General features: G+C 59.0%; 13 protein-coding genes and 2 pseudogenes. 7 read left to right on the top strand and 8 right to left on the bottom strand.

All coding sequences use genetic code 11. The features are described from left to right. Positions 1–16: 16 nt before the first annotated feature. From DR88_RS13460 to DR88_RS13440, 5 genes are all read right to left on the bottom strand, one after another. Positions 17–823 carry an ABC transporter permease gene (locus DR88_RS13460; RefSeq protein WP_025861896.1) on the bottom strand — a complete coding sequence of 269 codons (807 nt, stop codon included), beginning with the start codon at positions 821–823 and terminating at the stop codon, positions 17–19. Further along, positions 813–1,742, bottom strand: coding sequence for an ABC transporter permease (locus DR88_RS13455; protein ID WP_004148552.1), 930 nt, complete (start codon positions 1,740–1,742; stop codon positions 813–815). Before DR88_RS13455 ends, DR88_RS13460 begins: the two co-directional genes overlap by 11 nt. 1 nt (position 1,743) lies before the next feature. Continuing rightward, positions 1,744–2,757, bottom strand: a complete 1,014-nt coding sequence (locus tag DR88_RS13450) for an ABC transporter ATP-binding protein (protein WP_004148553.1) — start codon at positions 2,755–2,757, stop codon at positions 1,744–1,746. A gap of 16 nt (positions 2,758–2,773) precedes the next feature. Beyond that, a complete protein-coding gene (gene ydcS, locus DR88_RS13445; RefSeq protein WP_002907384.1) occupies positions 2,774–3,919 on the bottom strand; it encodes a putative ABC transporter substrate-binding protein YdcS in 1,146 nt (381 codons plus the stop codon). A gap of 304 nt (positions 3,920–4,223) precedes the next feature. After that, positions 4,224–5,636: an aminotransferase-like domain-containing protein gene (locus DR88_RS13440; RefSeq protein WP_004180141.1), complete on the bottom strand. Its 1,413-nt coding sequence runs from the start codon at positions 5,634–5,636 to the stop codon at positions 4,224–4,226. A gap of 687 nt (positions 5,637–6,323) precedes the next feature. On the opposite strand from DR88_RS13440, the pseudogene DR88_RS13435 reads away from it, so the two are divergent. From DR88_RS13435 to DR88_RS29810, 5 genes and pseudogenes are all read left to right on the top strand, one after another. Next, positions 6,324–7,717: pseudogene (locus tag DR88_RS13435) on the top strand (cytochrome ubiquinol oxidase subunit I). Next, positions 7,717–8,732: pseudogene (gene cydB / locus DR88_RS13430) on the top strand (cytochrome d ubiquinol oxidase subunit II). The pseudogenes DR88_RS13435 and cydB overlap by 1 nt, the downstream one beginning before the upstream one ends. Then, a complete protein-coding gene (locus DR88_RS13425) occupies positions 8,732–8,857 on the top strand; it encodes a DUF2474 domain-containing protein (RefSeq protein WP_004180143.1) in 126 nt (41 codons plus the stop codon). Before cydB ends, DR88_RS13425 begins: the two are co-directional and overlap by 1 nt. A gap of 95 nt (positions 8,858–8,952) precedes the next feature. After that, positions 8,953–9,258 (top strand): hypothetical protein, encoded by a 306-nt coding sequence (locus tag DR88_RS13420; RefSeq protein ID WP_004148558.1) that lies wholly within the window; start codon positions 8,953–8,955, stop codon positions 9,256–9,258. Between the two features lie 148 nt (positions 9,259–9,406). Next, on the top strand, positions 9,407–9,637 hold the full coding sequence (locus DR88_RS29810) for a DUF2554 family protein (protein WP_004143781.1): 231 nt from the start codon (positions 9,407–9,409) through the stop codon (positions 9,635–9,637). 12 nt (positions 9,638–9,649) lie between these two features. Here DR88_RS29810 and DR88_RS13410 read toward each other — a convergent pair whose 3' ends face one another. Beyond that, positions 9,650–11,611, bottom strand: a complete 1,962-nt coding sequence (locus tag DR88_RS13410; RefSeq protein WP_004214980.1) for a peptidase U32 family protein — start codon at positions 11,609–11,611, stop codon at positions 9,650–9,652. 33 nt (positions 11,612–11,644) lie between these two features. On the opposite strand from DR88_RS13410, the gene DR88_RS0125890 reads away from it, so the two are divergent. Then, positions 11,645–11,812 carry a hypothetical protein gene (locus DR88_RS0125890; RefSeq protein WP_020806151.1) on the top strand — a complete coding sequence of 56 codons (168 nt, stop codon included), beginning with the start codon at positions 11,645–11,647 and terminating at the stop codon, positions 11,810–11,812. Between the two features lie 10 nt (positions 11,813–11,822). On the opposite strand, the gene DR88_RS13405 is transcribed toward DR88_RS0125890, so the two are convergent. Further along, positions 11,823–12,392: a helix-turn-helix domain-containing protein gene (locus tag DR88_RS13405; RefSeq protein WP_002907473.1), complete on the bottom strand. Its 570-nt coding sequence runs from the start codon at positions 12,390–12,392 to the stop codon at positions 11,823–11,825. Positions 12,393–12,577: 185 nt separating this feature from the next. On the opposite strand from DR88_RS13405, the gene DR88_RS13400 reads away from it, so the two are divergent. After that, positions 12,578–13,744, top strand: a complete 1,167-nt coding sequence (locus tag DR88_RS13400; RefSeq protein ID WP_004148561.1) for a benzoate/H(+) symporter BenE family transporter — start codon at positions 12,578–12,580, stop codon at positions 13,742–13,744. On the opposite strand, the gene DR88_RS13395 is transcribed toward DR88_RS13400, so the two are convergent. Then, the gene (locus tag DR88_RS13395; RefSeq protein ID WP_025861895.1) at positions 13,721–14,590 is read right to left on the bottom strand and encodes an AraC family transcriptional regulator; all 870 of its coding nucleotides are present in this window, start codon (positions 14,588–14,590) and stop codon (positions 13,721–13,723) included. The two genes, DR88_RS13400 and DR88_RS13395, sit on opposite strands and share 24 nt — an antisense overlap. Positions 14,591–14,697: the final 107 nt, after the last annotated feature.

Here is a 14,697-nt window from a genome sequence, read left to right on the forward strand (position 1 = left end):
ATCCTGTTTCATGGTTTTATTTCCCGTTTCCGGCGTCGTTATCGCCGTCGCGGGTGAGCCACCAGGCCCCTAAGATTGGTATCATCGTTACCAGCATCACCAACAGCGCGACAACGTTGGTGACGGGCACATCTCGCGGCCGCCCCAGCTGATTCAGCAACCACAGCGGCAAGGTGCGTTCATGCCCCGCGGTAAAAGTGGTAACGATAATTTCATCAAACGACAGAGCGAATGCCAGCATTCCCCCCGCCAGCAGCGCCGACCCCAGATTGGGCAGCACTACGTAACGAAAGGTCTGCCAACCGGTAGCGCCTAAATCCATCGAGGCTTCCACCATACTCCACGAAGTCCGGCGGAAGCGGGCGATGACGTTGTTAAACACCACCACCACGCAGAAGGTCGCGTGCCCCACCACGATCGTCAGCAGGCCAGGCTCAAGGCCGACCGCTTTGAACGCCGTCAGGAGTGCCAGGCCGGTAATGATCCCCGGCAGGGCGATAGGCAGCAGCAGCAGTAGCGACACCGCATTTTTGCCAAAAAAGGCGCTGCGCCACAGGGCTCCTGCAGCCAGCGTGCCAAGCACTAAGGCAATGGCGGTCGACAGGGCCGCGATCTTAAGTGACAGTGTCACTGCCTGCAGAATGTCGCTGCGCCCGGCCGCCTCGCTGAACCAGCGCAGCGTCAGCCCCTGCGGCGGAAAGCTAAAGGCTGCATCTTCCGTATTAAAAGCATAGATGGCGATAATCAGCAGCGGAAAGTGGAGGAATATCACCCCGCCCCAGGTCGCCAGTCGCAGATACCAGGGCGCGCGTTCAGAGTGCATCGAAGGCTCCCAGACGTTTCACGAACGCCAGATAGAGGGCAATCAAGACGATAGGCACCAGGGTAAACGCCGCCGCCATCGGCATATTGCCGATCGCCCCCTGCTGCGAGTAAACCATATTGCCGATAAAGTATCCCGGCGGGCCCACCAGCTGCGGCACGATAAAGTCGCCTAGCGTCAGCGAAAAGGTGAAGATCGACCCAGCGGCGATGCCGGGAATGGCCAGCGGCAGCACCACGTAGCGAAAGGTCTGCCGCGGGGCCGCGCCGAGATCGGCCGAGGCCTGTAGCAACGATCCCGGAATACGCTCCAGCGCCGCCTGCACCGGCAGGATCATAAACGGCAGCCAGATGTAGACGAACACCAGAAAGCGTCCAAGGCCGGAGGTGGACAAGGTATTGCCGCCGACCGCCGGGACGCTCAACAGCGCGTTCAGCGCCCCCTCCAGTCCAAGATGACCGAGGAACCACTGCGCCACGCCATCTTTCGCCAGCAGCAGCACCCACGCATAGGCTTTGACGATATAGCTGGCCCACATTGGCAGCATGACCGCGATATAAAAGAAGGCCTTCATTTTGCCGCTGGTGTAGCGCGCCATATACCAGGCCATCGGCAGCGCCAGCAGCGCGCTGGCCAGCGTGACGCACAGCGCCATCACCAGGGTCCGCACAATAATGTCGTAGTTGGCAGGGTTGAACAGCGCCCGCAGGTTAGCCAGCGTGAAGTCGCTGGTCACCGACATGGTGAAGTCGTCAAAGGTATAAATGCTCTGCCACAGCAGGGTCAGCAGCGATCCCAGATAGACGATGCCAAACCACATCAGCGGCCCGAGCAGCAGTAAAAACAGGGCCAGCGCCGGTCGGCGCCAGAAGATCCCCGATATGCGCCCGGTCTGCGCAGGAATTATTGCCATGGTCATCTCAGCCTCCGCTTTCCAGCGGGGTCATCGCCGAGCGCGACCATGACGCCTGTACTATTTGCCCGGTTCGCGGAACGCTGGCCGCCGCCGCGCCATCGATGTTGGCCTGGCTGACCAGCAGTTTGTCGCCATCCGCGAGGCGGAGCTCGATCCGCGTCGCCGCCCCCTGATACTGCACCGCCTGCACCACACCCTGCACCTGCACCTCGCCGCCGCCCTGCAGGCGAACATGCTCCGGACGCAGCGACCAGCTGCCCGCCATCCCGCACAATCGTCGGGCCGCCTCGGCTGCAAAAACGTTGGCGGTGCCGACAAAACCGGCCACAAACGCGGTCCTGGGATGCAGATAGAGATCCTGCAGGGCATCCACCTGCTCAATGCGCCCGTTGTTAAACACCGCCACGCGATCCGACATCGACAGCGCTTCGCTCTGGTCGTGGGTCACGAAGATGAAGGTGATCCCCAGCGACTGCTGCAGCTTTTTCAACTCCACCTGCATCTGCTCGCGTAGTTTCAAATCCAGAGCGCCCAGCGGCTCATCGAGCAGCAGCACCCGCGGCTGGTTCACCAGCGCCCGGGCAATCGCGACCCGCTGCCGCTGGCCGCCGGAGAGCTGGGAGGGCTTGCGATGATGAGCATAGCCAAGGGCCACCTTCTCCAGCGCCTCCTGGGCGCGGGCATGGCGCGCTTTCTTCGCCATGCCTTTGACCATCAGGCCGTACGCGACGTTGTCAAGGATCGACATGTGGGGAAATAGCGCGTAGTCCTGGAACACGGTATTCACATCCCGCTGCCAGGGCGGCAGTTCGCTGGCCGGCTGACCAAAGATATGGATGGTTCCGCCGGAGAGCTGCTCAAAACCGGCAATCAGCCGCAGGCAGGTGGTTTTACCCGAGCCGGACGGACCCAGCATCGAGAAAAATTCTCCATCGCGTATGCCAATGCTAACCCCATCCACCGCCCGCACATCGCCATACAGGCGCGATACATTCTGGAACTCGACCGCGTACGTCATTGTTTGCCTCCGATCCTTAGCGGCCGCCCATTATCGCAATATAGTCCTGAGTCCAGCGGCTATAGGGCACGTATTTCCCGCCTTCCGCAACCGGCGTTTTCCAGAAGTGAATGCGGTTAAACTGCTCATAGCCGTTGGTCTCACAGCCTTTATCACCGAGCAGCGCGCTGGCTTTACAGCCCTCAGGCACCACCGGCAGCGAACCGAACCAGGCCGCCACATCGCCCTGCACCTTCGGCGTGAGCGACCAGTTCATCCATTTATAGGCGCAGACCGGGTGCTTCGCCTCGCTGTGCAGCATGGTGGTATCCGCCCAGCCGGTTACCCCCTCCTTCGGGAACACGGTGGCGACCGGCTGGCCTTCCGCCTTCAGGCCGTTGGCTTGATAGGGCCACGAACTGGAGGCGGCTACCCCTTCGTTTTTGAAGTCGTTCATCTGTACGGTGGCGTCATGCCAGTAGCGATGGATCAGCGGTTGCTGGTCGCGCAGGACTTTCAGCACCGCGTTGTACTGGGTTTCGGTCAGTTGATAGGGGTCTTCGATCCCCAGCTGCGGCTGGGTGGCTTTGACAAACAGCGCGGCGTCGGCGATATAGATCGGGCCATCATAGGCCTGCACCCGCCCCTGGTTGGTTTTACCATCCGGTAGATCCTGCTTGACGAACACCACGCGCCAGCTGTCCGGCGGCGTCGGGAATACGCGGGTGTTGTACATCAGCAGGTTCGGCCCCCACTGATACGGCGTGCCATAGACTTTACCGCCGACGTTAAACCACGCCCCCTTCGCAATACGCGGATCAAGGGAGCCCCAGCCGGCAATCAGCGCCGTGTTGATCGGCTGCACGCGTTTGCCCATGATCAGGCGCAGCGAAGCATCACCCGAGGCGGTGACCAGATCGTAGCCGCCTTTGGCCATCAGACTGACCATCTCGTCAGAGGTGGCAGCGGTTTTGACATTAACCTGGCAACCGGTGTCCTTTTCGAACTGACTCACCCAGTCGTACTGTTTGTCGGTCTGCCCGCGTTCGATATATCCCGGCCAGGCAATAATATCGAGCCGCCCTTCCGGTTTATCCAGCGAGGTGAGCGGCTCTGCCGCCTGAACGGTCAAACAAGCCATACCCAGCACATAAAGGCTGCAACGGGCAATTTTTTTGCTCATCAGGTGTTACTCCTGTCACAAAGGAATTAGCGGCAGCCGTGCCGTAAAAATATCTCCTGAAATAAGGGTAGTCAGCGGATTAACGCCCCCAGGGGAATTTATTCAGGTTGTGACCCGGGACGCATTACGTAAAAATCGCCAACACAAGCAGGACTTTATGGATTATAGACAACGAGTTAGGGAATGAGGAGGGGTATGCATATTTCCTATGGTGAGCGCCGGTAAAATAATGACCGGCCTCGATAAAAATCCTCTTTCGCTTATTTTCGCAGAATGTTTATGATGAGAAAAATAAACGACAGGGTCAGGCAAGCTGTTCGCGAATAAGCTCCCCCAGGCGCTTCACCCCCTGCTCTTCGCGTTCCCCCCAGCCCCAGGCGGTATTAAAACGGAAAAACGAGGTCCAGCTGTCGGAGGTGGAGAACATTTTCCCTGGGGCAATGCTGATGTGCGACGCCAGCGCCCGGGCGCTAAGTGCGCTAGCGTCGGCCCCTTCCGGTAGTTCGATCCACAGAAAGTAGCCGCTGTCGCTGTGGTGGACGATGACCTCCGGCGGCAGATGGCGCAGCAGCGCCTGCCAGGCCTGCTGTTTACGCTCCGCCAGCTGACGACGTAGACGGCGCAGGTGGGCGTCATAGCGCTTGGTGGACAGGTAATCCACCAGGGCTAACTGCATCGGCGAACTGGTGGAAAGCGTACTCATCAGCTGGAGCTGCTGGATCCGCCGCGCCTGTTTGCCGGCCGCCACCCAGCCGATACGAAAGCCGGGTACCAGACATTTTGAGAACGAGCTGCAGTGCAGCGTCATCTCCTGGCGATCCCAGAACTTAGCCGGTAACGGCTTTTCGCGGCCAAAATAGAGCTCGCTGTAGACATCATCTTCGATCAACATCACGTTATAGCGCGCCAGCAGCGCCACCAGCGCCGCTTTTTTTTCAGCGCTGAGTGTGAAGCCGAGCGGATTCTGGCCGTTGGTCATCAGCCAGCAGGCCTTCACCGGATAGTTTTGCAGGGCCGCCTCCAGCGCCGTCAGATCAATGCCTTCCCTGACGTCAGTGGCCACCGACAATGCTTTCAAACGCAGCCTCTCCAGCGCCTGCAGGGCGCCGTAGAAGCAGGGGTTTTCCACCACCACCCAGTCTCCCGGCTCGGTCACCGCCTGCAGGCTGAGGTTAAGCGCCTCCAGCGCCCCGGCGGTGATGACGATCTCGTCCGGCGAGACGTTCATCCCCTGCAGGGCATAGCGACGGGCAATGGCATGCCGAAGTTCTGCATTGCCCGGCGGCAGATTCTCAATGACGCTCATGGCGGTGGCGGTTTTACTCACCTGCGCCAGCGAGCGGTTGAGCTGCTGCAGCGGGAAGAGACGCGGGTCCGGAAAGGCCGAGGCAAAGGGCAGCATCGACGCCTGGCGGCTGGCCTGGAGCACCTCAAAGATATAGGTATTGATATCGACGGCTTCATCGCGAGTGACCTGGGCAGGCGGCGCCGGCTGGCGGAGCTTCACCGGCTGGGGGGCAACATAATAACCCGACTGCGGACGGGCGACGATGCGCCCCTGGCTTTCCAGCAGCTGATAGGCATGGCTGACGGTCATAAAGCTCATGCCGCTGCTGATCACCTGCTCGCGCAGCGACGGCAGCCGATCGCCAGGCAACCAGACGCCAAGGGCGATCTGCTCGGTCAGTTGCTGCGCTAACTGTTGATACTTTTTCATTGCGGCCGTCCCCGTACGATAACGTCCCATTATCATATATCAGTTATAAAAAAATCATAGTTTCCTGTAACTGTTATATCTGCAGCGGCGGCCGCGTCGCCGTGATAGCACGGGATGGGTTTAAAATATCACCACCCAGAATAGCGAGATTAAAACAAACCAGAAGATAATCATTACGCCAAGCGTAATGCACAGACTCTGTAATCCTTTTTCAGACATTGGCATTCCCTTTTATTTATTCCCGAGCTCATACAGTACAAATTAGCCGCGGAGCCGACAATTTATTATTATTTAATTTACGATTAACCGGCTCAGCGTTTTTACTTATTCTCATACTAATGAGTGACAATAAATCATAGTAAAAATCCGTGGCGGATTTCGTAAGCCAAAATATGAGCTACGGCGGGTGGTAAGGATATATTATGCCGACCAGGTGACTACGCCATACCGGCGGCAGGGCCGCGTAGCCAGCCGTTAGCAATAATATGACAGACAGCGGAATAGACGCCTAATCACCTTCCGCAGGGATTAATCAAGGTTGCGCAAGGATATTTTCTCGCCTTGGCAACAGCTGAAAAATCATAACAGCGGCCAACTGTTATGATAAAAAATGGCGTGACTGCCTCTGCCCCTCAGTCGTCACTCCACCTAAAATTGCGCTGAATCAATTTTGTTGTGGAGTCCTGCATGTTCGGTCTTGATGCATTCCATCTGGCGCGAGTTCAATTCGCTTTTACGGTCTCATTTCATATTATCTTCCCCGCCATTACCATCGGACTGGCCAGCTATCTGGCGGTGCTCGAAGGCTTATGGCTAAAAACAAAAAATCCCGTCTGGCGCTCGCTGTACCATTTCTGGTCGAAGATTTTCGCCGTCAACTTCGGTATGGGGGTCGTTTCCGGGCTGGTGATGGCCTACCAGTTCGGCACCAACTGGAGCGGTTTCTCACAGTTTGCAGGCAGCATAACCGGCCCTCTGCTGACCTATGAAGTCCTGACGGCATTTTTTCTGGAAGCGGGCTTCCTCGGGGTGATGCTTTTCGGCTGGAACCGCGTTGGGCCGGGGCTGCACTTTTTCGCCACCTGCATGGTGGCGCTGGGTACTATCATCTCCACCTTCTGGATCCTCGCCTCTAACAGCTGGATGCAGACCCCGCAGGGGTTTGAGATCGTTGATGGCCAAGTCGTGCCCGTCGACTGGCTGGCGGTGATCTTTAATCCGTCGTTCCCCTACCGATTATTGCATATGACAGTAGCGGCGTTTCTCAGTAGCGCGCTGTTTGTCGGCGCCTCGGCGGCCTGGCATCTGCTGCGCGGCAATCAGTCGCCGGCGATCCGTAAGATGTTCTCGATGGCGCTATGGATGACGCTGCTGGTCGCCCCCGTCCAGGCGCTGATCGGCGATATGCATGGCCTGAATACCCTGCAGCACCAGCCGGCGAAAATCGCCGCCATTGAGGGGCACTGGGAAAATCCGCCGGGTGAGCCAACGCCGTTGCTGCTGTTTGGCTGGCCCGATATGGACCAGGAGCGCACCCGCTACGGGCTTGAGATACCGGCCCTGGGCAGTCTGATCCTCACCCACAGTCTTGATAAACAGGTGCCGGCGTTGAAAGAGTTCGCTCCTGAGGAGCGCCCGAATTCTACTGTGGTGTTCTGGTCATTTCGCCTGATGGCCGGGCTGGGCATGTTGATGCTGCTGCTGGGCGTGCTGGCCCTGTGGCTGCGTCGCGGCGACCGGCTATACCACTCGCGGCCGTTTCTGCGTTTTGCCCTGTGGATGGGGCCATCCGGCCTGATCGCTATTCTCGCCGGCTGGGTGACCACCGAGGTGGGCCGCCAACCCTGGGTGGTGTATGGCGTTCAGCGCACCGCCGATGCCGTTTCCGCTCATGGCGATCTGCATATGTCGGTCAGTTTATTGACCTTTATCGTAGTGTACAGCGCCGTCTTCGGCGTCGGCTACAGCTATATGCTGCGCCTGATCCGCAAGGGGCCGCAGGAGATGCTCCCGGCGACAACCGGTACGCCCGCCCGCTGTCCGCCGCCACTGAAGGTTATCTGCAGAAGGAGTCCCGCTAATGGGTATCGAATTATCGGTGATCTGGTTCGTGATTATCGTCTTTGCCACGCTGATGTACATCGTCATGGATGGCTTTGATCTGGGCATCGGCCTGCTGTTCAGCACGGTGCGGGGCGGCGGGGATCGCGACGTAATGGTCAACAGCGTCGCGCCGGTATGGTATGGGATGGCAATGAAACCTGGCTGGTGCTCGGCGGCGCCGGCCTGTTTGGCGCCTTTCCCCTCGCCTACGCGGTGATCATCGACGCCCTGTCGATCCCCCTGACCCTGATGCTGATCGGCCTGATTTTTCGCGGCGTCGCCTTTGAGTTTCGCTTCCAGGCTACGCCGTCGCACCGGCCATTCTGGGATCGCGCCTTTTTTGGCGGCTCCCTGCTGGCAACCTTCAGCCAGGGCGTGGTGGTCGGGTCGGTGATCAACGGTTTCACCGTCAGCGGTCGCGCCTTCAGCGGCGGCATGTTTGACTGGCTGACCCCGTTCAGCCTGTTCTGCGGACTCGGACTATGCGTGGCCTATGCGCTGCTCGGCGCCACCTGGCTGGTGATGAAAAGTGAAGGCGCGCTGCAGCAGAGAATGCGCAGCGCATCGCGGCAGTTGCTGAGTGCCCTGCTGGCGGTGTTTGCCGTCATCAGCCTGTGGACTCCGCTGGCGCACCCGGCGATTGCTGCCCGCTGGTTCAGCCTGCCGAATCTCTATTTCCTGCTGCCGGTGCCGCTGCTGGTGATCCTCGTTAGCGGCTGGCTGTGGCGCACGCTGCATCAGCGCGACCGCCATGTTTCGCCCTTCACGCTGACGCTGGGCCTGGTCTTTCTCGGCTTCAGCGGACTGGGGATCAGCATCTGGCCGCATATTATCCCGCCGGCCATCACGCTGTGGCAGGCTGCCGCTCCCCCGCAAAGCCAGGGCTTTATGCTGGTGGGCGCCCTGCTGATTATTCCGGTCATTCTTGGCTACACCTGCTGGAGCTATTACGTGTTCCGCGGCAAAGTTCAGCCTGGGGAGGGATATCACTGATGCGTACTGCCTGGCCTAAACGTCTGCTGTGGCTGATCGCGCTCTGGGGAGGCAGCGTACTGACGCTGGCCGCCATAAGCCTGCTGTTTCGCCTGCTGATGACCGCCGCAGGGCTAAAAGTCTGAGTGGGATGCAGAGAGGTCCGAAAAGGGACTTCTCCATCTTATCTTCACTTTTGCCTGATGAAATACGGCGATACATCTGAAGAAAGGATATTGCTATGAAGAAGTTAGCTTTACTCTCCGCCGTAATGACGCTGGGAATGTCGTCATGGGCTTTTGCTGCCGACAACCCGCCGCCGCCGCCGGAAAAAGGCGCGCAGCATCAGGGTAAACCGCCGGTGAAAAACGGCCAACACGAAGGTAAGCAAGCGCAATACAACAGCAAACAGCCACAACGAGACGGCAAACAGCCGCAGCACGACGGTAAACAGCCGCAGCACGACGGTAAACAGCCGCAGCACAACGGCAAGCAGCCGCCAAAAGGGAGCGAGCACAGCGGGAAACCGCTGCCGCCGAAAGCGTAACACTCTGGCCTGGCTTCCGCGTCAGGCCTTTTTTCATCCTTCGTCAGCCATCGTTGACAAACTCTTGCCGTTCTTTGAGATGCCCGAAAAAAAGCCTGCATTGCGCCTGACATAGTATGTCCACGCCATTGTTCCGTCGAGAAAAGGTATGTTAAAGAGAAGCATAAGCGCCCTGCTGTTGCTGTGCGCATTATTTTCCGGGCATCTGTTGGCCCATCGTCAGGGACACGAGTACTTTCCGGTGCAAAGTCTCGAACAGCAGCTGCTGCACGAAGCGGATAGCGATGAGCTTCGCAGCCAGCACGAGGAGGCCGCCGCAGACCTGCGCGAACATCACCGCTGGCAGGACGACCGTAAACCGCGGGCATCCTGCCAATAGCATCGACTCGAATCAGGCCCCTTTGCGCTTCGGCAGCGTCTTCATCAGATCGTCCGGGCTGACGGAGGCCACAATGCTGCCCGGGTGCGGCATTTTGAGGATATGGTTTTTGATCTTGCCGACCACGTGCATTTCGCACGGACGGCAGTCAAACTTCAGGGTCAGGACCTCATCGCCATGGATCAGCTGCATCGGCGTGGCTTTCCAGCTCTTGATGGAGCCTTTCGCCTGCTTCGGGCAGAGGTTGAAGGCGAACCGCAAACAATGCTTAGTGATCATCACCGGCACATCGCCCTTCTCTTCGTGCGCTTCATAGGCGGCGTCGATCAGCTGTACGCCATAGCGCTGGTAGAACGCCCGCGCCTTGTGGTTATAGACGTTGGCGAGGAAGGAGAGATGGGTCTCAGGGTAGACCGGCGGCGGTACGGAGACCGGCTTGCGGGTGCCGCGCTGCCAGGCGTTGAGGCGCGCTTCATCCAGCATCTCCGCAGTTTCCCGACGCAGCTGGTTGAGCAGGCTGTTGGGCACAAACAGCGGCGGCAGATTAACCTGCACCTCGCGCGCATAGTAAATGGTTTGCCCCAGTTTTGTGACACCGTCACGCAGGTTGGTCAGCGCTTTCTCCGCCTGGTTAGCTTCGGCGAACTCCCCGTCAAGGGTGTGGGTCACGCTGACGCCATCTTCACAGGTCATGGTGAGAACCAGCTGCTCCTGCCAGCCGCTCAACGTCACATCTACCGCGATGCGGCGTTCGCTGGAGGTCTTTAGCAGCGCCTGTTGCCAGTTATGATCGAGGTTGCGGTTGAGCGGCTGATGGGGGCGCACTTTATGCAGATCCGCTGGCATCTCGTTCGGCCATACCCGATAACGGTTTTCGCCGGTTTTTTCCACGGTATTAGCACGGAAGCCCACCACTTCGCGCTTAATCATCACGTTGAGACCATCGCCGTTGGTTAACGGTTCACTGACTTCAACGTCGAGATGGTCTTTGCCTACCTTCAGAACTTCACCCACCGGCAGGCCGATAAATTTCGGCGAATCAAAGGCGCCGATATCGCCTTTGCGGGCATTAACAAAGTAGTCAGTGCTGCCGCGGTGGAAGGTTTTATCCGTGGACGGGATAAAGAAATGCTCGGTGCGTCCAGCCGAGGCGCGCGCCAGGTCGCCGCGATCTTCAATAATGGCATCCAGCATTTGACGGTAGTGCGCAGTGATGTTTTTCACATAACTCATGTCTTTGTAACGGCCTTCAATTTTGAAGGAGCGTACGCCAGCGTCGATCAGCGCCGCCAGGTTGGCGGTCTGATCGTTATCCTTCATCGACAGGAGATGTTTCTCATAGGCCACCACCCGCCCCTGATCGTCCTTCAGGGTATACGGCAAGCGGCAAGCCTGCGAGCAGTCGCCGCGGTTGGCGCTGCGTCCGGTCTGGGCGTGCGAAATGTAACACTGCCCGGAATAGGCCACGCACAGCGCGCCATGGATAAAGAATTCGATAGTGGCGTCAGTGTGGTCGTAAATGGCTTTGATTTGACTGAGGTTCAGTTCGCGCGCCAGCACGATCTGACTGAAGCCGGCGTCGGAGAGAAACTTCGCTTTTTCCACACTGCGAATATCGCACTGGGTGCTGGCGTGCAGCTCAATCGGCGGCAGATCCAGCTCCATGATCCCCATATCCTGGACGATCAGCGCATCGACGCCTGCGTCGTAGAGATCGGTAATCAGCCGCTGCGCCGGCTCCAGTTCATCGTCATGCAGAATGGTGTTCAGCGTCACAAATACCTTTGCGCCAAAGCGATGAGCGAAAGGCACCAGCCCGGCGATATCGCTCAGACTGTTGCTGGCGTTGTGGCGGGCGCCAAAGCCAGGTCCACCGATGTAAACGGCATCGGCGCCGTGAAGGATCGCTTCGCGAGCGATACCGGCGTCGCGGGCAGGACTAAGAAGTTCAAGACGATGATTGTGCAGGCGCATACGCGTGTTGTTATCCAGTATAAGGGGGTCGAAATGGCGGCTATTGTAGTCAGAACCGGGCGCAGACGAAAACCTTTTCCGCCGTCGCTGGACGACGAATTTTCACTTTTCAACAAAGTATTGACGGAAAAGATATTTCCCTCAAATCACGGCGAAGAGTACTGTCATCACGTATTCCGGATTTTCCTCGTCACGTTGTGAGTGGTTATCATCAGTCATCTTGTCTGGCCGCGGGTTCGCTCGCGGTTTTTTCTTTTGGATAATGGATAAGAGAATGGAAATGGGCCGCCTGGGCGCCGCGGTTACGATACGCATGCGTCGCGTCGCCGGCGAAACGCCTACCCTCACCCGCTTGCAGCGAGTGCCACTCCCCTTGTAAGCACAAATCCAGCGTACCACTTATCACTACCACATGCTCAATCACCCCTTTCTCATGCGGCGTTGATTCGCTCAGCGCGCCGGGGGCAAGGGTTATCGAAAAATGGTCAAAGCGCAGCTCGGGATCCCACGGGAATACTGGCGTCACCACCATCGCCTGCTGCTGCGGATCAAACGCGGAGGGCGCGGCGCTGGCGTCCGGGACGATGAACGCCGAAAACGGTACGTTCAGCCCGGTGGCAATCTTCCACAGCGTCGCCACCGTTGGACTTGATTCATTCCGCTCAATCTGCCCGAGCATGGCTTTCGACACCCCGGTCTCTTCCGCCAGTCGCGACAGGCTCCAGCCTCGCTGCTGGCGCAGGGTTTTAAGCGTTGCCGCCAGATGTTGCGCAATATTCATCCTTCCTCCCGTTTTTACTGCGCAAAGTATACCGCCATTTGTCTGATTTTTTCAGGACGTTTAACGGCATCGTACGCCACTGGCGGCGAGTTTTTCTCCCAGGGTAGCTGCGCGAACCACCGCTTGTGCGTTATAACGCACAATGATACAGTGAATGGATGTTATAACGCACATGAGAATCATCGATGCGCTCGTTTAGTCTTCCGCTTCCCACTCTGTTCGCTGGCTTCGTCGCCGTGTTGGTGGGGTACGCCAGCTCCGCCGCCATCATCTGGCAGGCCGCCGCCGCGGCCGGCGCTACCCCCGGGCAGATCGCCGGCTGGATGACGGCTCTTGGCCTCGCCATGGGCATCAGTACTCTCGCGCTGAGCGCCTGGCGGAAAGTTCCTGTGCTCACCGCCTGGTCAACGCCGGGCGCTGCGCTGTTAGTTAGCGGCCTGCAGGGGGTGACCCTCGCCGAGGCCGTGGGGATCTTTATTTTCGCCAACGCGCTGATCGTTATCTGCGGCGCCACCGGCCTGTTTGCCCGGCTGATGAAGATCATTCCCCATTCGCTGGCCGCCGCGATGCTGGCTGGGATCCTGCTACGGTTTGGTTTGCAGGCCTTCGCCGGCTTACAGGATCATCTGCCGCTGTGCGGCGGGATGCTCGCCGCCTGGCTGCTGTGTAAAGCGCTGTGGCCCCGCTTCGCCGTGGTGGCCGCGCTGGTGATTGGAGCGCTGATTGCGGCGGCGTCCGGGGACGTGGCTAGCGCCGCCGTGCCGCTGGCATTTGTGACGCCGGAATGGGTCGCCCCGCAGTTTACTCCGGCGCTTTTGCTCAGCGTCGGTCTGCCGTTCTTCCTCGTCACCATGGCCTCGCAGAACGCTCCAGGGTTCGCCACCCTGCAGGCATCAGGCTATACCGTACCGGTCTCCGCACTGATCGTCGTTTGCGGGGGGTTGGCACTACTGCTGGCGCCGTTTGGGGTTTATTCCATCTGCATCGCGGCGATCACCGCCGCCATATGCCAGAGCCCGGAGGCGCACCCGGATCCGAACCAGCGCTGGCTGGCGGCCATAGCCGCGGGCGGTTTTTATCTGCTGGCCGGTCTGTTCGGCGGGTCAATCACCGCCCTGATGTCGGCCCTGCCGCCGGCGTGGGTCCAGATGCTGGCGGGTCTGGCGCTGCTCGGCACCATCGGCGGGAGTCTGTTTCAGGCAGTGCATCAGGCCAGTGAGCGCGATGCGGCAGTGCTAACCTTCCTGGTCACCGCCAGCGGGGTGACGCTGGCGGGAATTGGCTCCGCCTTCTGGGGCGTGGTGCTCGGCGGGGTGAGTTACGGCGTGCTATCCGCGCTGCGCCGCCCGTAGCTGGGAGGGCGTCAGGCCGGTGGCGGCTTTGACCCGATGGCTGAAATGGCTGGGGGAGCTAAAACCACAGGCCAGCGCTATCTCGGTTAACGGCAGCGCGCTATGGCAGATCAGGTTTTGCGCCTTCGCCATTCGCTGCTGCATGACGTACTGATGCGGAGCCATATTTAGCGACTGACGAAACATACGAGCAAAATGAAACTCACTCAGACCCGCCTGCTGCGCCAGGTCGGCCAGGGTCAAGGGCTGATCGAGATGAGCATCGATCCAGGCCAGTACGTGACGCTTTACGCCTGGCGCCAGCCCGCCGGTGACCGTCGGCAAACGCCACTGCACGGTGGAATAGGGCTGGATCAGATGGGTAAGCAGTAAGCTGCTGGCGGCGCTGAGGGTCAGCTGGTTCGCCGGCTGCCGCCAGTCGTTAGCCAGCAAAAACTGACGATACACTGCGGTGATTTTATCATCGCTGGCGAAGGTCTTTTCCTGCAGGGTGAAGTTCGCCGGGCTGCGGTCCCACACCTCCTCGCCGACGCGACGCAGGTGCGCATCGGTACAGTAAAGATGCACAAACGACAGATCGCCGCGGATATCCCATACGCTTTCATCGCCTTTCGGCATCAGACAAAAACGATCCGGGCCGCCGCCATTTTTCCAGCCGTGCGGCGTCTTTTGATAGCTTTCGTAGCCATCAGCCACGTACAGACTTAAAGTATGATGGTCGCTGCGCACCGTCACGGTATCGCAATTGTTATACCAGGCGGCCAGTTGAATACCGGAATTCAGCTCCACGGTTCCCTTCAGCACCGCGTTCTGTCGCCGTAATGTTTCAAATGTCCCGTAACCCATCGTCTTCACACATTGTCTGTAAAAGCCCTAGTCTAGGGAGACTACGGCGCGGTTTCCAGTCCTCACCGCCAGCGGATAGCAAATAAGCGCAAGAATTTGCAAGCCGA

The organism is Klebsiella pneumoniae (assembly GCF_000742135.1).
Classification (GTDB): Bacteria; Pseudomonadota; Gammaproteobacteria; order Enterobacterales; family Enterobacteriaceae; genus Klebsiella; species Klebsiella pneumoniae.